This window comes from Pseudoalteromonas sp. B160 (genome assembly GCF_037162485.1).
GTDB classification, from domain to species: Bacteria; Pseudomonadota; Gammaproteobacteria; order Enterobacterales; family Alteromonadaceae; genus Pseudoalteromonas; species Pseudoalteromonas rhizosphaerae.
This window is the reverse complement of record NZ_JARLUX010000001.1, coordinates 2990276-3013672: the sequence shown is the minus strand read 5'-3', so window position 1 is coordinate 3013672 and position 23397 is coordinate 2990276. Positions and strand designations below refer to the sequence as shown.

Sequence of the window (23397 nt, the reverse complement as noted above, 5' to 3'; positions counted from 1 at the left end):
AATATAAACCAATAATCAAGGAGGTCTAGGCCTCCTTTGTTATTATTGGTTAACTCTATCACCATGACTTGGCGGCGTTGAGGTAACAATAAAAACCAAATCGTCCTCACCATAATTACATAATTGATGAACACACCCCGATGGCACATGTAAGCCTTGTTGCGGGTTTAATATATGGGTAACAGAGTCGACTACCAAAGTCGCCTGCCCATTAAGTACAAAAAGAACTGCTCTGCAAACTCATGCTTATGCGACTGCTCACAACAGCCCGGCGGCACTCGCTCTTGGATCACACTCAATGCTGCACTTTTCACTAAATGCCAGCCATCACAGTCATCACAGTCATCCCCCCAGTTATAATGTTCAGCGTTATCGACTGAAATAGGCATTGCCATATCTTCGCTATCCCTTAAAAGCTACTACACAACAAGGTAAAACATCACCGTTTAAATTGGTAGTAAATTTAATTCATACAACACAACTACACTTATTCGCGCATAAAAGTGTGGAAAATCGCATTTATTCGCGCGTAAAAGTGTAAACCAACATCTTAACAGATAGAGCAAAGTCTAAAATACAATCAGTTAGCTTGATATCAGGTCAATCTAAAGTTCTGATGTCTGAAGTCAGGATTTGACTCCTTTGGTTTTAAATAAATGCCAGCCTATCAAAACAATTAAACCCACAGGCACGCAAGGATCATCACCACTGGAAAAGGAATATATTGTCCTGCCGCTCTACTACAGTGAATATGTAGTAAGCAAACACCTGCAACTGATGAATTGATAAAAGATAGACCTACAAATTACACCAATTTATACGTCGCTGAGGAAACTGACGAATGCTCGCAAAGTTATTACGATAGTGAGCTAAGCCAAAAAATAAAAGGTATTTGGTTTGCAGGTAAAGCTGTATTTTTACAAAGTATTCGCACAAGGGCACTATTCATGGAAGGTAGAAAAAGCATAACCTAAAGCTGAAACGAGTTAGCTAAAGCTCTAAACTAAGCTTTAGCTCATATCAAGTAACATCATAAATCGAAAAAAACCTCTAGTTCTCTAGCTGCCAGAATGGCAAAAAAGTCTTACTTGGGTTATGTAATAAACTATGCTTAATTTAAAAACACTAGTTACATTCGAGTGTCTGTCCTAAAACCATCCAGCCCTAAAACCATCCAGCCCTAAAACCATCCAATTACGATCCACCTTGCGATCATTTGAAATAAAGAAAGAGTTCAGGGGGATATTAGAAACTACGCAAACTAACAAAGGGTAGTTTTAGCTCGGACTTATTTATTTTAATACGTTTCAACGGAATTAGTGGCAGCATTTTTGCTTTATTACGATTTTATTGCCAAGGATGACAAAATGCTGACGATCAATTCCACTTTTTTAAACACCCCTTCCTCACTCAGAACGAATACAATACAGCAAAGTAATTACGAGAAATTAGCCTCAGGAAAACGCATTAATTCGGCAAAGGATGATGCAGCTGGAATGCAAATTAGTCATCGTCTTAGTACACAAATCGCGGTTAAGCAGCAAACACTCAGAAATCTTCAAGATGGTATCAGTTATGGCCAAGTTGCGGATGCAGGATTAGGAGAGCTAACAGGTGTACTACAGCGTATGCGTACATTGGCGATTCAATCTGCCAATGACTCAAATTCAGCTATAGATAGAATCTGCATTAAATAAAGAGTTTACGCAGTTACAAGAGCATATAAACCAAATTGTTAAAGAGACAGAAATATTTGGTAAAAAAGCCCCTAATGTCAAAACCCGAAGTCGAAACCAATTTAGACAATGTCCCAGTACTTGATGAAATACTGGTTAATGGGGTTCAAGATACCTTAAGCTCAGGTCGAGTTTCACTTGGGTTAATACCTGCAGGGTCTACCAATGTTCGAATTCTAGTAAATGATCATGGTGCGAATGATGACATTAATATTTTTTCAGCAACTGGGGAACACTTAATTGGCCAAGATTTAGCAGCACTACAACCCTTAATCGAAAGTGAGTTATTCACACCAAATAATGGATATCAAGGTAACGAAGTTTACGATAATAGTAATTTATTCGATGGGGGAAACTTTAACTTCCCAGAGCAACAAATAGTCAGTCAATCAAGGGAATGGGGTTTACTTACTCAGGAAATGGTAATACTAATCAAACTAATCACTTGAATGAAGAGCTTATTATAGACAATGTTACAGAGCCTTTACTACTTACTGTGATTGGGAATGGTGTTTTTAGTATAACTGCCTCTTGGGACAATATGGGTAGCCTACATAAAGAGACAAGTATATCAAGCGATGGGCCCATGCGGGTTACAGCTACAGACAATGCTGTTGGTGAAGATGCTTTTATAACTTACGAAGACATTGATGCAAGTGCAGCATCTTTAAGTATAGGAGGAATAGCTATTAATACCCAACAATTAGCACAAAGTGCCTTATCACGAATTGACACTGCATTACTTCGTGTTGGTCAATTTAGATCAGAGGTAGGAGCTAAGATGAATGCAATCGAGTCAACTATACGTAGCCAAGGGAATCAATCACAGATGTTAAGTCAAGCGAATCAACGTATTGAAGAAACTGACTATGCTAAAGAAATAGCAAAGAAAGTATCCATTGACATAATTGAGCAAGCTAGCATGAGCATTGTCATGCAAGCTAGAAATATTACCAAAGATGGGATCTTAGGCTTACTTTCTCAACTATAAGTAGTGTTCAAATCTGTTTCATTAAATTAATAAGCGCCAGGTCACAGAATAAAGTTTTCGCTAGATATACTGTATATTTTGCGAACCTACATGGAGCTGAAATGTATGTATCACAGCCATATCTAGAAGAAAGAGAATTTGGTTTAGTAATTCAATAATATCTCTAAGTTTCTTTTTCAGGTCGACACTAATACTAATTTTAAGCCGAACGATAAAAGCTAAACCAATGCTAAAAATATGCTATAAAAGAAAACGTCAGTAAATAGCAACAACTTTAACCCATTGATTTAATTGGTAGCCCCTACAGGAATCGAACCTGTAACTGCCCCTTAGGAGGGGGCCGTTATATCCATTTAACTAAGAGGCCATTCTGATAGCTGATAGCTGATAGCTGATAGCTGATAGCTGATAGCTGATAGCTGATAGCTGATAGCTGATAGCTGATAGCTGATAGCTGATAGCTGATAGCAAAATTATAACGGTTTATCCTATTTACAATCAAGCAGTTAAATGGATTTTATAACGATGCTAGTTAATACTCGCGCGTTGTAGGTGAATATCGGCGTTGTTGAGTACGTAATAAGGCAGTATTTTGTTGCTACTGGCAACTACGCGTTTGCTGGTGATATCAATAATACGGGCGTTTACTTCAACACCGTTGCTGCGGTAGATCAAGGTGCCTGATAACACATGACTGGCGATGCGTTGATCCGCTAACTGCTCTATATCGCGTGAAAATACAAAGTCACCGCGTGGGTTCATAGTTATTTGGTCGGTGGTTTTAAAGTCAACAATACCATAACCAAATTTTTGCAGTTGATGAATAAAACTCTCTGATAACTGGTTGCCTAATTGGCTGCTGTTATTAAGGCTGGCATCTAAATCTACAAATGAAGTAACGGCAATCGAGGTATCAAGCTCTGTTTGCATTGTGTCGACTAAGTCTAACGCCATTTGCTCTACATAATTAACCAGTGTTTTATGGTGTTTGTTAGGACTAAACTGCGCTGAGTTATCAAGTGGCTCGGCACTATTCATTTGTACTTGTTTTAGCATTTGAGTAAGGTCATATCGGCTAGTCGTACTTTGTACAGGCTCAGCCGTATTATTGGTCATACTGCATGCGCTGAGAATGCTGATCACACCCCCTACGGTTAATAATTTAGCGCTGTGGATTAGCTTACTCATCATTGGCCTCACTTACTCACTTGTTTTAGCATTACGCCATCAGTGCGATAGCTACTGTCGAGTGCATCAACAACGGATTGCGGAATAAACCCTTGTGCAGAGCCAACTACTGCCTTACTTGTTAAACCAATAATTCGGGCATTGACTAATACACCACCTTGGTGATTTACCATAGTGCCCGCCAGTACGTAGTTGAAGTTTTGATCTTTACTTAGCTCTAAATAATCGCGACTAAATACAAAGTCGCCAGAGGGAGTAACACGCATATAGTCGGTGGTTTTAAAGTCGATCACCGGTACACCAAAACTGTGTAGCTCGTGCATAAAACTTTCGGCGATTTGATTACCTAACAATGTGCCGTCGTTGTAATCATCATCTAAAAAAATAAAGCTTGATACGGCCAGCGGCGTTTTGGTATTTACGTATTGTAAATTTTCAGCCATATCTTGCATTATGCCACGTACATAATGATTAATATTTTTACGTGTTGGGACTGTGACTTGGCTGCTATCGTTCATCACTGGAATATTGTTTTGATAAAATGTATTATTTTGCCCAGGAGCAGCAACCATTCTTTGATCACCCTCTAACTGCGCAGAGTTATCAGTTTGTGCTGTTTTGCCTGGTTCCATCATTTGCGCGCAACCAAAACCCAGTGGCAAACATAAAGTTAATATTAAGCGTTTCATGAGAGCTCCTAATTAGTATTCGCTGCGGTAAATATAACCGTCGCGCTGTTGTATTTTTTCATCGCCCCACATCACATTTATGGGGATCTCTGTACTGGCGGCAGATACAACGCGGCTATCTTGCGTATTTACCATACGGGCGTTAACTATATAGGCATGTTGTTGCCGTGTTAAGGTACCCGTGATAACAAAGTCAATATTCTGACGTTGGCGTAATTTGCTAATGTCGCGACTTAATATACCATCTGCGTTGCTGGCTAAATTAAGGTGTTTTTCAAGGCGATATTCAATAGTGTTATAGCCAAGTTGGGTAAACTGAGTAAGTAAGCTTTCTTGAATTTGCTGACTCAGCCCAGCGCCCTGCCCTTGTGCCAGCTCACTATCTAGCGCGTTGGCTAAGTAAAAGCTAGTAACGGCAATCCGTGCAGAGCTTTTAAACGGCCCTTGCACATGGCTCAATTGACTACTCAAGTCGCTCACATACTGATGCACAGTATAAGGTGCCATTGTTGCTTTTGGGGCATTGGTACTTGGTGCTGGCGGTTTTTCTTGCGTTAAACTACACGCAGTTAGACTCAGCAATAATAAACATAACAAAAGGCGCATAATTGCCATCCTCACTAAACATGGCAATAACAAAGCAAGTATTATGCCTATTTATAATTTTATTGGGTTATCTGTGTAGTGAGTCACCATGCAGTTGAGCTGTTGTAGCTTTAATTTATCACAATCAGCTTGGGCGTTTTTTTGATATTGGTATGCCCCGATTTTTAAGCGGTAATAAGTCATGCCTTTTACCTGAGCAGTTTCGACATTGGTGGTAAATTTATCTGACAATAAACTCGGTACTTTTTGTTGAATTGTTTGCCAGCTTGGAGCTAATTGCGATTGTTGAGTGACCGCAATAATTTGCAGCGCAAAAAGCGCGTTGTTAGTTATGTTTGACTGTGTTGCTATAGATTGCGCAGGTCTATCTAACGGTACTTGCTGTGATGCCAAGGCAGCAGATGAATGGCTCTTCTTACCTGTGTTCTCGTCATCATTTGCTATCGCGGTTAACTGTGCTATCAATAAATTCAAATCACTTTCAATCAGTAATAACCGTTCGAGATCGGGTTTAATCGCTTGCCACTGTGCAGAGCTAGTTTGTAACTGTTGTAGCTCTTGTTGCGTGATCTGCACATAGGTTTCATGATTAGTTTCAGCTGTACTGCTGGTACTTTTTTGCGCGCTATCCGTCGTGCTGATACAGCCAGATAATATAATTAAACTCATTATTAATACGGCTGATTGCATTACACTAAACGATTGTTTGATATTCATTGCTATTCCTTTAATGAAGTATTGTTCGTTGTTCAATATCACACTTCAATCTTTGTTTTATTAATGACTGACAAAGATCCGTAAATTCAGGCTGTGCTTGCTTAGCGTATGCTAAGGCGAGTATGTACTTACTTTGCTGTTGATCATGAATATAAAACACGTCTTGCTGTTGTAATTTTAAGCGTGGGCTTATCAAACGTAAGTATGCCTTTAACATCATTAACGATGAAAAATTCCCCGCATTAACAATAGTCCCCGACACTTCTTCGAGTGATTTTAAAGTAAAATCAACCCCAACCAACACATCCCCTTTTGCTGATAAATCAACTGTTACTTGCTGGGTGTTTTTTAATGCTTTACGTTCTTTAAAGCTATCGTCAACCACAGCCCGATACTGCCCTGGCCGTAGGTCGGTAAACAAATAATAGCCATCATAAGCCGCTTGGGTGTTGGCAACTTCTTTATCGTTTTGATCTAACAAGGTTATTTTTGCATAAGGCTGCACATAAGTGTGATCGCCTTGCTGCTGATACACCACCCCTTCAATTTCGCTGGCGTTATTTAGCGGGTAATCCATGTATTCAATAAATCCTGCTCTTGGCGTGATTGAAAAGCCCTCATTGGCAGGCACAAAAAACGGATCGGGGAAGCTGTCTCTATCGAGCACAATATCTGTGGTGCGATTAGCTGGCATTGAGGTTAACAATGCAATGCCATTTTCATCGGTTATTGCTTGGCGATAATTTTGCAGCCCTTTTACTTTTATACCTGCAACACCTTGCTCGTCAGGATCCATAATGCCGTTGTTATTTTGATCTAAAAATACTTTAACCAGTAGACTACCGGTACTGGTTAGACTGCGGTTTGACATAAAGGCGCGGTTATTTTCAGCGTCATAACCAAAACTAAAACGGCTATATAAACTAAAAAGCCAATTATCATTACTGTCGTAGTTAATGGTGCTGCTTAAATTAAAATCATCATTTTGCCAATTAAGGCCCAAGTCCGCTGATTGGATATTCTCATTTAGGGTATTTTTAAGTGTGAGCTCGGCTTGTAACTTTGCAGTAATACTGCGATTAAATTCAGTTTGGTAACTTAAAATATCACTGTCTGGCGATAATAAATAATCAAAACCAAAACGGCTATATAAACGCCCTATTCGTCCTTGCACACGGGTTGCCCCATATACTTTGCTTTGCTCATTTACATTTTGCCATTGCAATAGGTTGTTCACAGAGAAGCCTGAGTAACTATAATTAAAACGATTATAAGCTTGTTGTAGGTCGCGACCTGAGCTTGAATGCTGCAATAAAAAGTTGTTTTGATAATTAAGACGACCATAACGATTTTGCATCAACTCACCCGACATATCGAATTGATAACTTTGCAAGTCTTGCTGTTGATCCGAGCGATCTGTAACGGTAAACAGCAGTGATTGATCGGCCAGTTGGGTTCTTGCTGTGAGTTCTAATTCATTTTGTTGTTGGTTATTTTGCTCGTAGTCTAAATTAATCAACATTCTTTCAAACAAGTTGATATTAGTGCCAAAAGCAAATTGATAAAATTCATCGTCCTCACGCTTTTGCGCCATAGCCCCGGTGTAAATCGCGATATTATCAGTCAAACCACGTTCGTATCGCCCTGCCGCTAACCAGCCACTTTGTTGTGAATTACTTTCACTTCCTAGTAATTGTTTACCTTGTTCTGATACTGATATTTCGTATGCAGCTTCTCCTTGCGCCAATTGATTACCGTCAATAAAGTAATATTCTGTTTTGCGTTCAACTTGCCCTTGCGGACCATAAAAGATCAACTCAAAGTTATTTTCACCATACAGTAAATCAATACTATCAAATATATAACGGCCATCTGCAAGGCTTAACTGTTGTTCAATTAAAATGCCATTACGATAAAGCTCAACATCCCAACCAGGCTGGATAGCACCTGTGAGGTTAATCCGATTGTTATCTATTTTTCGATCTAACTGATAATTTGAAAACTTAAAACCACGGCCATATTGACCGTTATAACGGCTTCCTACTTTGCGTTGCAGTGATATCACCAAACTCCAACTCGCTGGCTGCAAAAACACCGAGTAAGCTGTTATTAACATCTTGTTTAGAGAATGTCAGCCGAGAGTCAGTCAATAAATCTTGTTCACGTCCTGCTAAAAAATATTCTGCTGAAAGGTACGCAAAATCTTGTGCGCCTAATAATGAATAACTTGTACGGCTGCTATCATTATCACGACGATAATTTAGCTGTAAATCAGCCACTGGCATTGAAACCGCCTGATAGGGACTAGCCTTCCAAGGTTGTGTAGGTTGGTTATCCCCCTTTACGCTGGTTGTTAAACAAACGCTTTTTGCCTTTGTTGTTGCGCAGCAACAGGAAACAATTGCTCCGTTGTAAGCTCTAGCGTTAAATTCGCATAATCAGGGATAATAGCAACTGAGAAGGCGCGCTGTAAAACGGCCGCATCAATATAAATATCATCATCAATTAGTAGTTGCTGCGAAGATAGCGTAACGACTTGATTATTAAAAATTAATTGTTTAGGTTCAGTAGCATTTAGTGTAAATAAGTTTGCTTCATTGATAAACCAACCTGAAGCGGTGCCATTTGCAATATCAACATTAATAGCCAGTTGTAATATTTCGACTAAACCCGATAACCCCAATAACACACCTTGTTCGCTTTTAATCGCAAATGCTTCACCAAGATATTCACCGTTTAAGTGCAGCGAAAAGAGTAAAAATTCACCGGCGGCAATGCGCTGTGCTGCAGGTTGCCTGTGTTCGGCTATAACGGGCTGCTGTGCACTCACTTTCGGGTGCGGTTGATTTAATTTAGTTTGAATAGCTTTAAGTGTGCGCAACACATCAGCAGTTTGCACAGCACTAGCAAAACTCATTGAGCTTAAAAATAAAAGCCCAAGAGTAAATATACGGATCACTTTATTCGCTTAATAACGCTTAAGATTATTTCCCAATAGCGAGTGTGTATGAAGCAAAATCAACCCCTTTATATTCTTCAGCACCTTGATAATCTAGGAAAATACTGCCCTGTGTTGACAGCTGTTTATCTTTAAATAGGCTCAGTGTTGCAATGGTAGTATCAACTTCTGGATACAGGCTTAAATTGCTAATTTCAGCCACTTTCTCATTCTCGCCTGATGCTGTTTTTATATAAGCGCTGAGTTTTCCATAACTACTAAAGTTGTTATGTCGTTGCAGTTGAACTTGAATTTTTGGCTTGGTCTGATTGGCATTTTTTATAATCTTTGCCTGAGTGATCGTAACATTAGGTTGTTCTGGCTGCTCACGGTAAACAACGGGAATACTAAAGCTCATAATCATGTTGATCTGTATTCCTGATTTTTGCTCTTTATTTTCGTTAGGTAGAGCTTGAAATAATAAGTGCGAGCGGTATTCGCCTTGCTGCAAACCTTTTGGCTTTCGAATAGCAATTTTAACGGTTTGTTTTTCACCTGCTGCTAAGGTCACTTGCTTAGGGGATAAACGTGTCATTGGTGATAAACTGTTTTCGGTCACTTGCGCTAAATTATTATAACCCCCACCTGGTAAAGCTTGTTTTTCACTCCAGACTACTCGGTACGTACGTTGTTCATCAGAATTATTGATCACCGTGACTTTAGCACTACGCTGGCGTTCATCAAAAGTAACACGGGTAGGTGAAATCAATAAGTTTGCCAAGGCCATTTGGCTAAAAAATGCTGTTAGTAGCACACACATCACTGTTAATTTATTGAACATCTCAGTCCTTAGTAGTCAATCGAAATTTCTAGGTTAGTAGTTGAGGAGTAGTCGCCATCTGAATAACTTTTACTACTAGGTTTTGTTATTAATGTGCCGCCAATAAACACTTTCGCCTCACCTAAATCATCAGTGATGGTAGATTTTGGAAAGCCATTAAGACGTACTTCAAAATCGGCGCTGCTGCTACCCTGTGCGTTGTGCTGTAAGGTTACAGAATTAACTAATTGCATAGTTAATTCTGTATGTGCAGGAAAATTGGTTAGTAATAGCTCAGCAGGTCGTCCTTTCTTAGTACATAAATTTTACCCATAGTATTTATGTCACCGTTCGCTTTGATTATCACGGAACTAACATTACTGTTACTTGGTATGACTAACGTGCCAAAATCAAGCGACTGTTGCTCTATGGTATTTGCGAAATGGTTAGGGCTGTAAATTAAAATACTTACAGCCACTGCATAAGGTAAAAGTCGCACTAGAAGCGATTTAATAAGCGACTTCGATTTGGAAAGTACCTGTGTATTCAACATCTTTGTAAGGTACTGTTGTTACTAAGTTATCTGTAGACAATGTGGCACCAATAGCAAATTCAACTTCACCTTTTTCACTGGCGATTAAGTTTGGCGTTGTCTCGTCATAAGCCGTGTTTATGTTTGGTCCACTAGTAATAAAGAACTTCCAACCATCAATTGAGAATTGCGGCTCACCCGCTCCTTTCGATGCAGATTCAAGCCTTCCTGTGCCTGGTTTAGTAATAGTAAGTGCCGCATTAGGTACTACATCTGACACTGTAAAAGTAGCAGGTGAACCTTCTTCAATGACTGAAATTAAAGCATCTCCGTCATCATTTTTAGTGGTTTTAATTGCTGCATTAGGGTTGGGGTTAATTGTCAGTGTCGCAAATTTGACGCCATCAGCTTGTGCTACAGCACGTATAGTACCAAAACTAAGATCTTCCCCTTACTTAAAACAACAGTGTTTTGTACTTTAACTGTTGCAGAAAAGTCAGCGCTTGTCGCTAATGTAGGAAAAGAGTGAATTAAAGAAAAAGCGCTAATAATAGCAAGAGATCGTTTCATATTAAATCCTTATAAAAATGGGGCATTACCATAAAGAGCCCCTATCATAAGATTTATCGGCAATTAGAACAATTACTTTAAGATTAATTACATAAAAATCAGATAAATAATTGGCTTAGTTAAAGTGGCTCACCAACAAACGGAGCACTCAGGCATTTTTGGCCTAAACTTTGCGCTAAAGAACAAAATAGATTGGCCTCAGTATAATTTTGAAACGGCCCAACTCGTAACCCATACATGGTAACACCTTTATTTTGACGCTCAGTCATTACAAAATCTAATTGGCTAAATGCCTGTGGATATTGCTGCTGTAACTTTGTTATTTGTGTTCTCACTCTTTGCGGTTTTAAATACAGCCCAAGTTGCGCGCCTGGCAGTGAATTGTTATACAGTGGCTGGGGGCGGTTTTCGATAGTTTTTGAGGAGTTAGCAGTATCAGGGGTCTGTATTTTTTCAGCATAATGAGCCACCGTAACATTATCTTCGCGAAGCACCGCTGGGTTTTCTGCAATATCAGTTTGAGAGGAAAGTGCCATTATTAATAGTTGCAAGTCTTCCTCCATCGCAGCTAAACGAGTAATACTCTCTTGTTGCGAGTGCCATTGCTGAACATACTCTTTGACTTGTTGATCAGAAATTAATGCAGGCTGCTGTTCCACCTAGTTAGCATTAATACTACTGCACCCACTAAGCCAGACAGTTGCTGTAACCAACACTGTGGTATACCAAGCTTGCTTTTTAAAACACATCATCTGTTAGCATCAAAAATAAATAATGCCATATTATAAGCAAAGTCAGTGCCAGTTTCAGGATTTTTAAGTAATAAAAAAGTGCCACTAAGGCACTTTTATAAGTTAGGCTCAATAAATGAGCTTAAACTAAGGTTTTAATAAAATCACTTAGTTCATCTTTAAATTCATCACGACGCAGTGCAAATTCAATAGTAGCTTTTAAATAGCCCAACTTACTACCACAATCATGACTACGCCCTTTTATCGCATAAGCAGCAACAGATTCTTTTTCCATCAACATAGCAATTGCGTCTGTTAACTGAATTTCGTCGCCGGCGCCTGCGGGAGTTTTTGCAAGTAATGGCCAAATATTTTTACTTAGCACATAACGACCTACCACAGCCAAATTTGATGGTGCGCTATGCACAGGAGGTTTTTCAACCATATTAAGGATCGCTGCGCTTTGCCCTTGTTCAAGCTTTACGTCGCCTAAATCGACCACACCAAACTTATCAACATCCTGCATAGGCACAGGCTCAACCATTATTTGGCTTTCGCCGTTTGCATTAAAGCGAGTAATCATTTCAGCTAAATTATCTTTTTGAAGATCGCTTTCAACGTCATCAATAATTACGTCTGGTAAAATAACCACAAACGGTTCGTTACCAATAATCGGCGCAGCGCAGTTTATTGCGTGCCCTAACCCTTTTGCTTCACCTTGGCGAACGTGAATAATTGTCACATCTTTTGGACAAATAGCTTGTACTTCAGCAAGTAACTGACGCTTAACCCGCTTCTCTAGCGTTGCTTCTAACTCAAAGCTGGTATCAAAATGGTTTTCAATAGAGTTTTTACTAGAGTGAGTCACTAATACAATTTCTTTAATACCCGCAGCAACCGCTTCATTAACTACATATTGAATCAAGGGTTTATCTACAATCGGTAACATCTCTTTTGGAATAGCTTTAGTAGCTGGCAACATACGGGTGCCAAGTCCTGCAACTGGGATCACTGCTTTCATTATTCTCTCCTTAAAACTATGATGCTTATTAATTGTTACACTGAAAACGGGTATTTAATTGCATTGTGGCATTGATAGCCATTTACCTCAAAGTCATCACGGGTGACCCACGTTTCGATATCTTCGAGTGATTTAATATTTGGATTAATCGTCAACGTAGGTGATGCAAATGGCTCACGCTGTAACTGCACATCGCGCATTAATTCCAGTTGGTTCTCATAAATATGGGCATTAACGATTTTATGGTAGGCCTTACCTGCTTTGTGGCCAGTGATCTGCGCGACCAGTGCAAGCAATACAAAACATTGGATTTGATTGAAGTTCAAACCAAGTGGCACATCACAACTACGCTGATACGAGGTTAAATAAAGCGTATCGCCAAGAAGCGAAAAAGTATGCGTGTGCATACATGGGCGCAAACACCCTAACTCAAATTCACCCGGATTATAAAAAGTGATGATCTCGCCTCTGTCATCCACACCATTTTTTAAATTATCAATGACTTTTTTCAACTGATCTAACGCAGTGCCATCAGGGCGTTGCCAATCACGAGCTTGTACGCCATATACTCGGCCCATGTCATCCTCACCTATGGCGGTTCGGATTATTTAACCATGCTTGGTTTTCATTGGCATTAGCATCCCAAGTCATGCAACCTATGTCACGAAATTGCGCAGCGCTACTATAACCACGTAAATAACCTAACAATTCAGCTATCGCCGCCTTGTAGTAACTTTTACGGGTAGTGATCATTGGGAACTTATTATTTGCCACATCATACTCAAGCTCGGCATTGATAACCGTTAAGCAACGAGTTCCTGTACGTTTATTTTCAACCCACACGCCTTCATCAACGATGCGCTGACATAATTCTAAATATTGTTTCATTGTTAACTTCTTTTATTAAGCTTTGCTGGCTGTGGCTTTTTATACGCCCATATTATCAAACCTAGGCCTGCGATGACCATCGGCAATGACAATATTTGCCCCATTGAAATAAAGCCGCCAAATAAACCTAAATGCGCATCGGGTTCACGTACGTACTCAACGCAAAATCTAAATACCCCGTAGCCTAGTAAAAATAATCCGCCTACGCTGCCCGCTGGACGTGGCTTTTTTGTAAACACATACAGAATAATAAACAGCACTAGGCCTTCTAAAAATGCCTCATACAACTGTGATGGGTGACGCGCCAGTGGACCACCAGTTGGGAATACCATAGCCCATGGTACATCGGTAGTTCTGCCCCATAATTCGCCGTTAATAAAGTTACCAATACGCCCTGCTAAAAGGCCAACCGGCACTAGCGGAGCAACAAAATCCCCCACTGCAAGTAACTGTTTTTTACGTGTCCAGGCAAACACACAAATAGCGGTTATCACCCCTAAAGTGCCACCGTGGAAAGACATACCACCTTGATCGATTCTAAATAAATACAGTGGATTTTCTAAAAAATAACTAAATTGATAAAACAGTACATAGCCAATCCGACCACCCAGAATGACTCCCAACATACCGTAGAACAGTAAATCACTGACCTCTTCTTTTGTCCACCCCGAGTTAGGTTTAGCCGCTTGCCTATTTGCCCACCACATCGCAAAAGCAAAACCAATTAAATACATTAAACCGTACCAACGTACGCTGAGAGGACCGACAGAGAAAATAATCGGATTGATGTCTGGAAATTCAAGAGCCATAAAAATTAAACCTTAACTAAAACCATTTGAAGCGCGATAATAACCAGTAACACCGCGAACACTTTTTTTATCGTTGAAACAGGTAAATAATGCGTTGCTTTGGCTCCAATTGGTGCCATAAACCACGAAGTTATTACTATACCTAATAATGCTGGTAAATACACAAAACCTGCAAAGCCATGTTGTAAATCGGTTACTTGCCAACCAGCGCTGATATACCCCACAGAGCCAAATAACGCAATCACAATGCCACATGCTGCCGCGCAGCCTATGGCTTTTTTAATATCAACTGAAAAATAATGTAGTAGCGGCACAATCAATGCGCCGCCACCAATACCAATCAAACCTGATAATCCGCCCATCACTGCACTAATAGCGCCAATAATTGGGCCTCTTGGCATAGGTTTGACCGCGACAGGTTTATTACGAGCAGACAACACCATACGAGCAGCAATAAACACCACACTAACAGCAAAAACGATGCGTAATAACTGTTCTGGAATTAAACTCGCGGCAAAACCACTGATCAGAGCACCAAGTCCAACGCCAGACATAACCCAAGGCGCAATTTCCCATGGCACATTTTGATTCTTATGGTGCGCTAATGCAGATGACGTTGAAGTGAATAAAATAGAGGCAAGCGAGGTAGCAATAGCAATAACCAGTACATGATCAACCGCAACAACATTAAAATGCACTAATAATGAACTCAGTACTGGCACAATAATTAATCCGCCGCCAATGCCTAATAACCCAGCTAAAAAACCAACCACACAACCTAATAGCGCGCAGCTGATAATCAGGATAACTAAATCATGCATCGTACACTCTTATAAAATTGAATTTATTATATGCATATACTAATCGATTATATCGAATCTTTACAGCACTCGTTTAGGCTACTAAGAAGCCTGATTTGGGGTATAAAATAATTCACCAAGTTGATGCTCAATCATAAAATTACGCGTTAACCTAAGCACTTGTTTTGCAGTAGATTGTGCTAAACACTCCGCCAGTAATGCTTCCATATCGCTGGCTTTTAAACGTCTTAATACCCATTTAACTTTACTTAATGATGAGTAGTTCATACTCAAGCGTCGATAACCCATCGCAATCAGCAGTATTGCACCTTCAGGATCGCCACCTAATTCACCACATAAACTAAAGGACATTTCATATTGCTGACACTCTTTTGCAACTTTTTGCAGTACTCTTAATACCGCAGGATGATAGGGATTAAATAAATCAGCAACACGCGCATTAGAACGATCGACGGCAAGTAAGTATTGCGTCAAATCGTTACTACCCACAGAACAAAAATCTACTTTTTTAGACCATTCAGGGAGCATAAATACACTTGAAGGGACTTCTAACATTACGCCAATCTCTGGGCGTTCAATGGCTTGCTCTGGGTATTTTTCTTCCAGTTCAAAATAGGCTTGCTCTAACAACGCTAAAGATTCATCAACCTCTTCGGTACCGCTTATCATTGGCAGCATAATTTTTAAATTACCTAAACCAATATTTGCTCTAACCATGGCTTTGAGCTGATCTAAAAAGATCTCTGGGTGGTCCAATGTGACACGAATACCCCGCCAGCCTAAAAATGGGTTTTCTTCAGTAATATCAAAGTAATCAAGTGCTTTATCACCACCAATATCAAGCGTACGCATCACTACAGGTTCTGGATGATAACTGGCTAATACTTCGCGATACCAATTCTCTTGTTCTATTTGTGATGGAAACTGGCCTTTTTGCATAAACCAGGCTTCAGTTCGGTATAAGCCAACGCCATCACAGACTTTGGTGTTAGCTTTTTCAGTATTGAGTTCCAAACCAGCATTGAGCAACAAGCTAATATGCTCGCCATCTAATGTCACTGCATCGCATTCTTGCTCAGCCACAAACTTGTCGTTTAATAGACTTTCTTGGTGCTGTAATTGTAAATACTCATCTTGTAGCATTTGCGAAGGCGAAATATATAATCGCCCTGCGTATGCATCTAAAATCATTGGTTTACCATCAAACTGCAATAACGGTAAATCTTCAATACCCCAAATTGCAGGGATCCCCATGGCACGGGTTAAAATTGACGCATGACTATTTGCCGCACCGTTAACACTCACCACGCCAACTAAATGGCCTTTAGGCACTTCTGCAAGCATGGCTGGGGTTAAAGTATTAGCGATCAGTACTGTATCTTTAGGATAACTTTTTACTGCGTGTTCAGTATTTACGAGGTGATGCAGTACGCGCAGGCCGATATCTTTAACATCAACCGCACGCTCTTTGATATAAGGATCCTGCATGGCATTGAATTGGGAGATCAATCGTTCGATCACTATTTTCAATGCACTTTTTGCACACCAGCCCTCTTGCAGCTGTGCTTCAACATTCTGCCCTAAACTTTTTGCATCCAGTAGTTGCTGATACACCTCAAATACTGCCAACGCTTCTTTAGGGATGGAATCGCTAAGAGTCATCGACAAGGTGTTAAATTCTTTGCGGGTTGCAGCAACAGCTTGAGTAAATAAGCGGCGTTGCTCAATACAGTTATCGTCTTTTTTTAATTCTATCGATTTAAAGTCAAGTTTCGGCAGAATAACAAACGCCTGCCCTATCGCAATTCCTGGCGCGCTAGAAACCCCTTTTAGCACCGAGGTCTGATGAGAAAACTCATCTTGGCGAAGAACTTCTTTGATTTCTGCATGGGCTAATTGCGACGCTAGTTGCGCAGATAACGTAATTAAAAAAGACTCTTCATCTTGACTAAATACACGGGCAATTTTCTGTTGTACAACAATAACGCCCAGTACTTTTTTTTGATGAACTACAGGCACAGACAAAAATGCGTTGAAGCCTTCTTCGTCCACTTCAGGAGAGAGTTTAAAACGGGGGTGAGACTTGGCAAAGGCAATATTAATAGGTTCTTCTCGTTGTGCTACTAAGCCAACTAAACCTTCGGTAAAACCGATTCTAAACTTACCCACGGCTGCGGGATTAAGCCCTCTGGTTGCCATTAATACAAAATTATCTTGACTGTAATCAGCAAAATAAATGGAGCAGCACTCAGTTTTCATGGCATCTTTCACCATTTCAACAAAACATGCTAGCGCACTATCCAAACTCGCTTGTTGCGAAACGGACTCGGCAATAGCTCTGAGTGTAGCCAGCATAATACTGCTCCTTTATATTATTTACCTTTATGGCGCCAAGTATCTTTGGACTGTTCACGTTTATTAAAAGGCATCGCAAAGGGTGCGAATTCTTTCATAACACGGCGATAAACATCGCGTTTAAACGATACAACTTGCCTTACCGGATACCAATAACTTACCCACCGCCAATCATCAAATTCCGGATGATGTGTTTTTAGTAAGTTGACGTCTTCGTCTTTACAACGCAGTTTCAATAAAAACCATTTTTGCTTTTGCCCAATACACACCGGACTGGAGTCTCGGCGGATCAAACGCTTGGGCAATTTATAACGTAACCAATGTTTTGAACTTGCGACAATTTCTACATCTTCAGGACGCAAGCCGACTTCTTCGTGTAATTCACGAAACATGGTCTGCTCTGCTGTTTCGCCACTATCAACACCACCTTGAGGAAACTGCCAAGAATGCTGACCATAACGTCTGGCCCAAAAGACCTGTCCCTGATTATTGCAAATTACAATTCCGACATTGGCACGAAAACCTTCGGCATCAATCACCTTAGTGCCTCATTTGTAAGTCGATTTTTAATGATTGTTCCACATTACCTGCAATACGGCAAACAATATTCAGAGTTTTACGCATCTTACTCACAGCTTGTGCATAACTTTAGTTTATACAGCTCATTTTGCAAACAAATCCACAATAACAGATCCAATAACTTGCCTTTTCCACAGTTTCTGTGGATAACATTGTTCATAGTTATGTATTTATCCCAACAAGTTTTCAACACAGCTTAAAGGCTTTGCAAATTTAACAGTTAAAAACCATTAAATTCAATACATTAAGCTTAAAGTCAGCAAGTTTCACCTTGCCTAAAAACACAGCAAACTATCACTGAACAAAAAACACCCAAACGCAAAGATATCCACGGTTAAACTCTTTTGCTATCATGAGTAGTGAATTTATACAACCAAATAACTCGCTATGAAACCGATAAAACCACATTCAATCAATGAATTAATGCAACGTGTTAGCAACATTTCAGGGCTGACATTAGGCCAATTAGCAAGTCATTATCAGTTTAAAACACCTGAGCATTTATTAAAGGAAAAAGGCTGGACGGGACAATTGATTGAATATGCATTAGGTGCAACGGCAGGTTCCAAACCAACCCCTGATTTTGAAGAGCTCGGGATTGAACTTAAAACGTTACCAATCTCATATAAAGGCAAACCATTAGAGACCACTTTTGTGTCTGTGACACCGTTATTGAATGTCACAGGTATGACATGGCAGCAAAGTAATGTGCGTAAAAAACTCAATCATGTCTTGTGGCTACCCATTCTAGGCGAGCGAGACATTGTGCCATTTGATAGGACCATTGGCAGTGGCTTTTTATGGCAACCCTCCGCTGAGCAAGATGCGCAGTTACAGCGAGACTGGGAAGAGCAAATGGAGTTGATTGCACTGGGACGTATTGATGAGATCTCAGGGCATTTAGGGGATGCGATGCAAATTCGCCCAAAAGCAGCTAACAGCAGAATAGTCACCGATGCAATCGGTCCAAACGGGCAAATTATTAAAACCCTACCCCGTGGTTTTTATTTAAAAACCAGCTTTACAGGGCAGATTTTGAAGCAGCAATTTCAGCTGTGATCATCCGTTAAATGTTAATCTTTATGCCATATAGATGCGCGTAGCCAAAATGGCTTCTCTCGCATCCACAGCGTACATATCCATTTTTCCCCCGATAACACTGGTTTACCGCTATGTACTGACTTTTTGTCCACTTTATTATCAAACATATTATTGAACTTAATAATTTGCCCTTGTTTAGCTTTTACGCTTATATTCCAATCTTTAAAGGCCGTTTCTCCGCCGCCAAACCCCTCATTTAAATTAATAATACGTGTACGTTGCCTTTGCCCGAAAAAATTTAGCTCATTTTTAGCATCTTCGTTTGAGGGAGTTATAAAATCATAGTGCCACTTATATTGTTGGCCTTTAACATAACGGTAAACCACCATAGGTTCAGCATAAGCTAAATCAGTATAGTCATCAGAGCACATGAGGCGCTGTAGTATAGCAACCGAAATATCATCTACAGGTAATTGCGTTATAAGTTGCTCGTTATCCCTAATATCTGCAACTCTCTGTCTAGTAGATGCCTCTGCATAGACAGCAGCTAAACTTAAACTCTTCGCAGCAAACTTAATTATCTCGTTGGCCAATTCTTCCGTTAGCATACTTTCTATTATCGTCACGGGTGTTGATTGCCCACTAGATTGAGGCACTGCTGGGGTAATTAAGCTAGACCACAAATTTATCAAATCAGGTTCTGCATATTGCCTTATAACATTAGGCATACTCGATAAATGCTTTGCAAAACTATCAACTGTATCATGGTTAACTATTCTCTTTGGCCAAAAATGAGTCAATATCTGAAGCGCTTTAATTTCATGGTGCTTAGCTAAACACAAAACAATTGCGAGTTCTTGTGGACAGCTTGAGCATGACACAACATGACATAACCAATGATAGACAAATTCGGAATCTGTAAGAGCAAAATCTAAAATTCTTTGTTGTGGTGGGAGCTCACCATGATACTTTGCATTAAGTAGATGAGTAATCTTGTTATTTTTCATAATCTGCTAACTGTTATTTTTTACACCAATAAAATAACAATTAAACAACAAAAAAAGAACCTTAAACCCCTATTAAATTTAAACTTTACACACCTACAACCTTATTGCATAAAATATCATCTAATAAAACAAAAAAATCCCCGCATTTGCGAGGATTTTTCAAAAGTTTAAATCAGCTTCTTATAAAAGAATTACTGACCTTTAACTTCTTTAAGACCATTAAAAGGTGCTTTAGCGCCTAATTGCTCTTCAATACGTAGCAATTGGTTGTACTTAGCTACACGATCAGAACGGCTCAATGAACCTGTTTTGATTTGACCAGCTGCAGTACCCACTGCTAAATCAGCAATCGTTGAATCTTCAGTTTCGCCTGAGCGATGAGAAATAACAGCAGTGAAACCAGCGTCTTTAGCCATTTTGATTGCAGCTAACGTTTCAGTTAGTGAACCAATTTGGTTAAACTTGATTAAGATTGAGTTAGCAATACCGTTGTCGATACCACGCTTTAAGATCTTAGTGTTTGTAACGAATAAATCGTCACCAACTAATTGGATCTTATCGCCAAGTAATTTTGTTTGGTGTGCAAAGCCGTCCCAATCAGACTCATCAAGGCCATCTTCGATAGACACGATTGGGTACTGTTCAGTTAGATCTTTTAAGAAGTAGTTAAACTCTTCTGAGGTGAATTTTTTACCTTCGCCTTTAAGGTCGTAGATATTTGCTTCTTTGTCGTAAAACTCAGACGCAGCACAATCAAGTGCTAGAGTAATGTCTTTGCCTAACTCGTAGCCTGCATTAGCAACAGCAACTTTAATTGCTGCAAGTGCCGCTTCGTTAGAGGCAAGGTTTGGTGCAAAACCACCTTCATCACCCACTGCGGTTGAATGACCATCAGCTTTAAGTACTTTGGCAAGGCTGTGGAATATTTCTGCACCCATGCGAAGCGCTTCACGGAAGTTGGCAGCGCCAACTGGCTGGATCATGAATTCTTGAATATCAACTGAGTTATCAGCATGCTCACCACCATTGATGATGTTCATCATTGGTAACGGCATAGAATAAACACCTGGTGTACCGTTTAAGTCAGCAATGTGCTCATAAAGCTCTACTTTTTTAGATTGTGCAGCAGCTTTTGCAGTTGCTAATGACACTGCTAAGATTGCATTTGCACCTAGTTTTTCTTTATTTTCGGTACCATCTAAATCTAGCATTACTTGGTCAACAGTGCTTTGCTTTAGTGCATTTTGGCCAGCTAAGGCTGTCGCGATTTCATTATTAATAAAACCAACCGCTTTTAATACACCTTTACCTAAGTAACGTGCTTTATCACCATCACGTAATTCTAGTGCTTCGCGAGTACCTGTTGATGCACCTGATGGTGCAGCAGCGCGGCCCCATGAACCGTCAGCTAAATGAACATCAGCTTCTACAGTTGGGTTACCACGCGAATCCATAATTTCGCGACCGATCACTTTTACGATATTTGACATCTTGATTCCTCTTTTCCCAAAATGGTGAGTCTACTCCGACTTTATTAATTTTCCTTAATGCCGTCGGCTTTGAAAACAAATAAGCCGTGCATAGTGCACGGCTTATTCATATTACGATGACGCTTTTTGATGAATATGCGCAGCGGCAACAAACCCTTCAAATAGCGGATGACCATCACGCGGTGTTGAGGTGAATTCCGGGTGGAATTGAGCCGCAATAAACCACGGGTGATCTTTATTCTCGATGATTTCAACTAGCTTCTTATCTTCCGATAAACCAGTGAAACTCAAGCCAGCTTTTTCAAGCTGTTCAACAAAATTATTGTTTACTTCGTAACGATGACGATGACGTTCAACAATCTCATCACTACCATATACTTCACGTACTTTTGAGCCTGGTGTTAAATGACATTTTTGTGCGCCTAAACGCATAGTGCCACCTAAATCAGATTTTTCGCTACGTGTTTCAATGTTGCCTTCCGCATCTAACCATTCGGTGATCAAACCAACCACAGGGCTTGACGAGTTAGCATTAAACTCGGTTGAGTTTGCATCTAATAAGCCTGCAACATTACGTGCATACTCAATTAGCGCAACTTGCATACCTAAACAGATACCAAGGTAAGGTACTTTATTTTCACGGGCATATTTTGCCGCTAAAATTTTACCTTCAACACCGCGACCACCAAAACCACCAGGAACTAAAATAGCATCAAGGTTAGCTAGTAACTCAATACCTTTACTTTCAACATCTTGTGAATCAACATATTGAATATTTACTGTTAAACGATTTTTAAGACCTGCATGTTTAAGTGCTTCGTTTACAGATTTATAGGCATCAGGTAGTTCAATGTATTTACCAACCATACCGATAGTCACTTCACCCGTTGGGTTTGACTCTTGGTATAACACTTGTTCCCACTCAACTAAATCAGCTTCAGGGCAATCAAGATGGAAGCGACGACATACAAAGTTATCAAGCTCTTGCGATTTTAATAGCGCAGGAATTTTATAAATGCTGTCTACATCTGGTAATGAAATAACCGCTTTTTCTTCAACGTTAGTGAAAAGAGCAATCTTTGCACGTTCGTTATTTGGTAATTTACGATCTGAACGACAGATAAGAATATCTGGTTGAATACCAATCGAGCGTAACTCTTTAACAGAATGCTGTGTTGGTTTGGTTTTCACTTCACCCGCAGGGCCTAAGAATGGCACTAACGTTAAGTGAATAAACAATGCGCGCTCACGGCCAATCTCTGTGCCAAGCTGACGAATTGCTTCTAAGAATGGTTGTGACTCAATATCACCAACCGTTCCACCAATTTCAACGAGTGCCACATCATGGCCTTCAGCACCGTCATAAACACGTTGCTTAATATCGTTGGTAATATGTGGAATAACCTGAATTGTTGCACCAAGGTACTCACCACGACGCTCACGACGCAGCACATCTTCATATACACGACCTTGTGTGAAGTTGTTACGGCTTGTCATTTTGGTACGGATGAAACGTTCATAGTGACCTAAATCAAGATCGGTTTCAGCGCCGTCTTCGGTGACAAATACTTCACCATGTTGAATTGGGCTCATTGTGCCTGGGTCAACGTTGATATAAGGATCCAGCTTTAAAATGGTAACATTTAAACCACGGGCCTCTAAAATAGCTGCCAACGATGCTGCTGCAATACCTTTACCCAACGAGGAAACAACCCCGCCGGTAACGAAGATAAATTTTGTACTCATGCGAACCCTAGAATATCAGGAATTAAAAGGAAAAATATAGAATCAAGACGGGGCGAAATTATAGCAAAGGCACTGCCATCAATCCAGCGAAAGTTAGTAATTCTCTGCACAAAAAACGCACT

25 protein-coding genes, 1 tRNA gene and 1 pseudogene are annotated in these 23397 nt (G+C 40.0%); 4 read left to right on the top strand and 23 right to left on the bottom strand.

What is annotated here, in order from left to right:
- Positions 1 to 42: 42 nt before the first annotated feature.
- The gene (locus P4S61_RS14055) at positions 43 to 198 is read right to left on the bottom strand and encodes a cupin domain-containing protein (RefSeq protein ID WP_337118491.1); all 156 of its coding nucleotides are present in this window, start codon (positions 196 to 198) and stop codon (positions 43 to 45) included.
- Entirely contained in the window at positions 192 to 389 is a 198-nt protein-coding gene (locus P4S61_RS14050; protein WP_337118490.1) for a hypothetical protein, read from the bottom strand. Before P4S61_RS14050 ends, P4S61_RS14055 begins: the two co-directional genes overlap by 7 nt.
- Before the next feature lie 978 nt (positions 390 to 1367).
- Here P4S61_RS14050 and P4S61_RS14040 point away from each other — a divergent pair.
- From P4S61_RS14040 to P4S61_RS14030, 3 genes are all read left to right on the top strand, one after another.
- Positions 1368 to 1697 carry a flagellin N-terminal helical domain-containing protein gene (locus P4S61_RS14040; protein ID WP_337118489.1) on the top strand — a complete coding sequence of 110 codons (330 nt, stop codon included), beginning with the start codon at positions 1368 to 1370 and terminating at the stop codon, positions 1695 to 1697.
- A 74-nt stretch (positions 1698 to 1771) separates the two neighbouring features.
- Positions 1772 to 2185: a hypothetical protein gene (locus P4S61_RS14035; protein ID WP_337118488.1), complete on the top strand. Its 414-nt coding sequence runs from the start codon at positions 1772 to 1774 to the stop codon at positions 2183 to 2185.
- Positions 2182 to 2727 carry a flagellin gene (locus P4S61_RS14030; RefSeq protein WP_337118487.1) on the top strand — a complete coding sequence of 182 codons (546 nt, stop codon included), beginning with the start codon at positions 2182 to 2184 and terminating at the stop codon, positions 2725 to 2727. Before P4S61_RS14035 ends, P4S61_RS14030 begins: the two co-directional genes overlap by 4 nt.
- Before the next feature lie 292 nt (positions 2728 to 3019).
- Here P4S61_RS14030 and P4S61_RS14025 read toward each other — a convergent pair.
- The 18 genes and pseudogenes from P4S61_RS14025 to rppH form a co-directional block, all read right to left on the bottom strand.
- Positions 3020 to 3094 (bottom strand) — tRNA-Arg (locus P4S61_RS14025).
- Between the two features lie 161 nt (positions 3095 to 3255).
- Positions 3256 to 3915: a FlgO family outer membrane protein gene (locus P4S61_RS14020; RefSeq protein WP_145240951.1), complete on the bottom strand. Its 660-nt coding sequence runs from the start codon at positions 3913 to 3915 to the stop codon at positions 3256 to 3258.
- 8 nt (positions 3916 to 3923) lie between these two features.
- Positions 3924 to 4604 (bottom strand): FlgO family outer membrane protein, encoded by a 681-nt coding sequence (locus P4S61_RS14015; RefSeq protein ID WP_145240939.1) that lies wholly within the window; start codon positions 4602 to 4604, stop codon positions 3924 to 3926.
- Between the two features lie 12 nt (positions 4605 to 4616).
- On the bottom strand, positions 4617 to 5210 hold the full coding sequence (locus tag P4S61_RS14010; RefSeq protein ID WP_145240937.1) for a FlgO family outer membrane protein: 594 nt from the start codon (positions 5208 to 5210) through the stop codon (positions 4617 to 4619).
- 51 nt (positions 5211 to 5261) lie between these two features.
- A complete protein-coding gene (locus tag P4S61_RS14005) occupies positions 5262 to 5927 on the bottom strand; it encodes an SPOR domain-containing protein (protein WP_182757985.1) in 666 nt (221 codons plus the stop codon).
- Positions 5928 to 5937: 10 nt separating this feature from the next.
- Complete coding sequence (locus P4S61_RS14000; RefSeq protein WP_337118484.1) at positions 5938 to 7992, bottom strand: hypothetical protein; 2055 nt, start codon at positions 7990 to 7992, stop codon at positions 5938 to 5940.
- On the bottom strand, positions 7955 to 8212 hold the full coding sequence (locus tag P4S61_RS13995; protein ID WP_337118483.1) for a hypothetical protein: 258 nt from the start codon (positions 8210 to 8212) through the stop codon (positions 7955 to 7957). Before P4S61_RS13995 ends, P4S61_RS14000 begins: the two co-directional genes overlap by 38 nt.
- 68 nt (positions 8213 to 8280) lie before the next feature.
- The gene (locus P4S61_RS13990) at positions 8281 to 8886 is read right to left on the bottom strand and encodes a hypothetical protein (RefSeq protein ID WP_337118482.1); all 606 of its coding nucleotides are present in this window, start codon (positions 8884 to 8886) and stop codon (positions 8281 to 8283) included.
- A 25-nt stretch (positions 8887 to 8911) separates the two neighbouring features.
- Entirely contained in the window at positions 8912 to 9706 is a 795-nt protein-coding gene (locus P4S61_RS13985; protein ID WP_337118481.1) for a fimbrial biogenesis chaperone, read from the bottom strand.
- 8 nt (positions 9707 to 9714) lie between these two features.
- On the bottom strand, positions 9715 to 9939 hold the full coding sequence (locus P4S61_RS13980) for a hypothetical protein (protein ID WP_337118480.1): 225 nt from the start codon (positions 9937 to 9939) through the stop codon (positions 9715 to 9717).
- A gap of 255 nt (positions 9940 to 10194) precedes the next feature.
- The gene (locus P4S61_RS13975) at positions 10195 to 10644 is read right to left on the bottom strand and encodes a DUF4402 domain-containing protein (protein WP_337118914.1); all 450 of its coding nucleotides are present in this window, start codon (positions 10642 to 10644) and stop codon (positions 10195 to 10197) included.
- Between the two features lie 262 nt (positions 10645 to 10906).
- On the bottom strand, positions 10907 to 11446 hold the full coding sequence (locus P4S61_RS13970) for an SPOR domain-containing protein (protein ID WP_337118479.1): 540 nt from the start codon (positions 11444 to 11446) through the stop codon (positions 10907 to 10909).
- 214 nt (positions 11447 to 11660) lie between these two features.
- Positions 11661 to 12539: a UTP--glucose-1-phosphate uridylyltransferase GalU gene (gene galU, locus P4S61_RS13965; RefSeq protein WP_145240925.1), complete on the bottom strand. Its 879-nt coding sequence runs from the start codon at positions 12537 to 12539 to the stop codon at positions 11661 to 11663.
- Between the two features lie 35 nt (positions 12540 to 12574).
- Positions 12575 to 13427, bottom strand: a pseudogene (locus P4S61_RS13960) (thymidylate synthase).
- Positions 13428 to 13429: 2 nt separating this feature from the next.
- The gene (gene lgt / locus P4S61_RS13955) at positions 13430 to 14236 is read right to left on the bottom strand and encodes a prolipoprotein diacylglyceryl transferase (protein ID WP_337118478.1); all 807 of its coding nucleotides are present in this window, start codon (positions 14234 to 14236) and stop codon (positions 13430 to 13432) included.
- A gap of 5 nt (positions 14237 to 14241) precedes the next feature.
- Positions 14242 to 15057, bottom strand: coding sequence for a sulfite exporter TauE/SafE family protein (locus tag P4S61_RS13950; protein ID WP_337118477.1), 816 nt, complete (start codon positions 15055 to 15057; stop codon positions 14242 to 14244).
- 81 nt (positions 15058 to 15138) lie between these two features.
- A complete protein-coding gene (gene ptsP / locus P4S61_RS13945; protein ID WP_145240921.1) occupies positions 15139 to 17412 on the bottom strand; it encodes a phosphoenolpyruvate--protein phosphotransferase in 2274 nt (757 codons plus the stop codon).
- 17 nt (positions 17413 to 17429) lie between these two features.
- Positions 17430 to 17951, bottom strand: a complete 522-nt coding sequence (rppH, locus tag P4S61_RS13940) for an RNA pyrophosphohydrolase (RefSeq protein ID WP_145240920.1) — start codon at positions 17949 to 17951, stop codon at positions 17430 to 17432.
- Positions 17952 to 18378: 427 nt separating this feature from the next.
- On the opposite strand from rppH, the gene mutH reads away from it, so the two are divergent.
- Positions 18379 to 19050: a DNA mismatch repair endonuclease MutH gene (mutH, locus tag P4S61_RS13935; RefSeq protein WP_145240919.1), complete on the top strand. Its 672-nt coding sequence runs from the start codon at positions 18379 to 18381 to the stop codon at positions 19048 to 19050.
- A gap of 14 nt (positions 19051 to 19064) precedes the next feature.
- On the opposite strand, the gene P4S61_RS13930 is transcribed toward mutH, so the two are convergent.
- From P4S61_RS13930 to P4S61_RS13920, 3 genes are all read right to left on the bottom strand, one after another.
- The gene (locus P4S61_RS13930; protein ID WP_182820043.1) at positions 19065 to 20039 is read right to left on the bottom strand and encodes a prolyl hydroxylase family protein; all 975 of its coding nucleotides are present in this window, start codon (positions 20037 to 20039) and stop codon (positions 19065 to 19067) included.
- A gap of 191 nt (positions 20040 to 20230) precedes the next feature.
- Entirely contained in the window at positions 20231 to 21529 is a 1299-nt protein-coding gene (gene eno / locus P4S61_RS13925) for a phosphopyruvate hydratase (protein ID WP_337118476.1), read from the bottom strand.
- A gap of 111 nt (positions 21530 to 21640) precedes the next feature.
- Positions 21641 to 23275 (bottom strand): CTP synthase, encoded by a 1635-nt coding sequence (locus tag P4S61_RS13920; protein WP_337118475.1) that lies wholly within the window; start codon positions 23273 to 23275, stop codon positions 21641 to 21643.
- Between the last annotated feature and the right edge of the window lie 122 nt (positions 23276 to 23397).

What these genes read in the sequence shown, in the direction of transcription:
- P4S61_RS14005 (WP_182757985.1), bottom strand. Translation starts at nt 5,927, where the DNA reads ATGAATATCAAACAATCGTTTAGTGTAATGCAATCAGCCGTATTAATA.
- P4S61_RS13985 (WP_337118481.1), bottom strand. Translation starts at nt 9,706, where the DNA reads ATGTTCAATAAATTAACAGTGATGTGTGTGCTACTAACAGCATTTTTT.
- P4S61_RS13950 (WP_337118477.1), bottom strand. Translation starts at nt 15,057, where the DNA reads ATGCATGATTTAGTTATCCTGATTATCAGCTGCGCGCTATTAGGTTGT.
- P4S61_RS14010 (WP_145240937.1), bottom strand. Translation starts at nt 5,210, where the DNA reads ATGCGCCTTTTGTTATGTTTATTATTGCTGAGTCTAACTGCGTGTAGT.
- P4S61_RS14020 (WP_145240951.1), bottom strand. Translation starts at nt 3,915, where the DNA reads ATGAGTAAGCTAATCCACAGCGCTAAATTATTAACCGTAGGGGGTGTG.
- P4S61_RS14015 (WP_145240939.1), bottom strand. Translation starts at nt 4,604, where the DNA reads ATGAAACGCTTAATATTAACTTTATGTTTGCCACTGGGTTTTGGTTGC.
- P4S61_RS13995 (WP_337118483.1), bottom strand. Translation starts at nt 8,212, where the DNA reads ATGCCAGTGGCTGATTTACAGCTAAATTATCGTCGTGATAATGATAGC.
- P4S61_RS13920 (WP_337118475.1), bottom strand. Translation starts at nt 23,275, where the DNA reads ATGAGTACAAAATTTATCTTCGTTACCGGCGGGGTTGTTTCCTCGTTG.
- P4S61_RS14050 (WP_337118490.1), bottom strand. Translation starts at nt 389, where the DNA reads ATGCCTATTTCAGTCGATAACGCTGAACATTATAACTGGGGGGATGAC.
- lgt (WP_337118478.1), bottom strand. Translation starts at nt 14,236, where the DNA reads ATGGCTCTTGAATTTCCAGACATCAATCCGATTATTTTCTCTGTCGGT.
- P4S61_RS14040 (WP_337118489.1), top strand. Translation starts at nt 1,368, where the DNA reads ATGCTGACGATCAATTCCACTTTTTTAAACACCCCTTCCTCACTCAGA.
- galU (WP_145240925.1), bottom strand. Translation starts at nt 12,539, where the DNA reads ATGAAAGCAGTGATCCCAGTTGCAGGACTTGGCACCCGTATGTTGCCA.
- P4S61_RS13930 (WP_182820043.1), bottom strand. Translation starts at nt 20,039, where the DNA reads ATGAAAAATAACAAGATTACTCATCTACTTAATGCAAAGTATCATGGT.
- mutH (WP_145240919.1), top strand. Translation starts at nt 18,379, where the DNA reads ATGAAACCGATAAAACCACATTCAATCAATGAATTAATGCAACGTGTT.
- ptsP (WP_145240921.1), bottom strand. Translation starts at nt 17,412, where the DNA reads ATGCTGGCTACACTCAGAGCTATTGCCGAGTCCGTTTCGCAACAAGCG.
- eno (WP_337118476.1), bottom strand. Translation starts at nt 21,529, where the DNA reads ATGTCAAATATCGTAAAAGTGATCGGTCGCGAAATTATGGATTCGCGT.
- P4S61_RS13980 (WP_337118480.1), bottom strand. Translation starts at nt 9,939, where the DNA reads ATGCAATTAGTTAATTCTGTAACCTTACAGCACAACGCACAGGGTAGC.
- P4S61_RS14035 (WP_337118488.1), top strand. Translation starts at nt 1,772, where the DNA reads ATGTCAAAACCCGAAGTCGAAACCAATTTAGACAATGTCCCAGTACTT.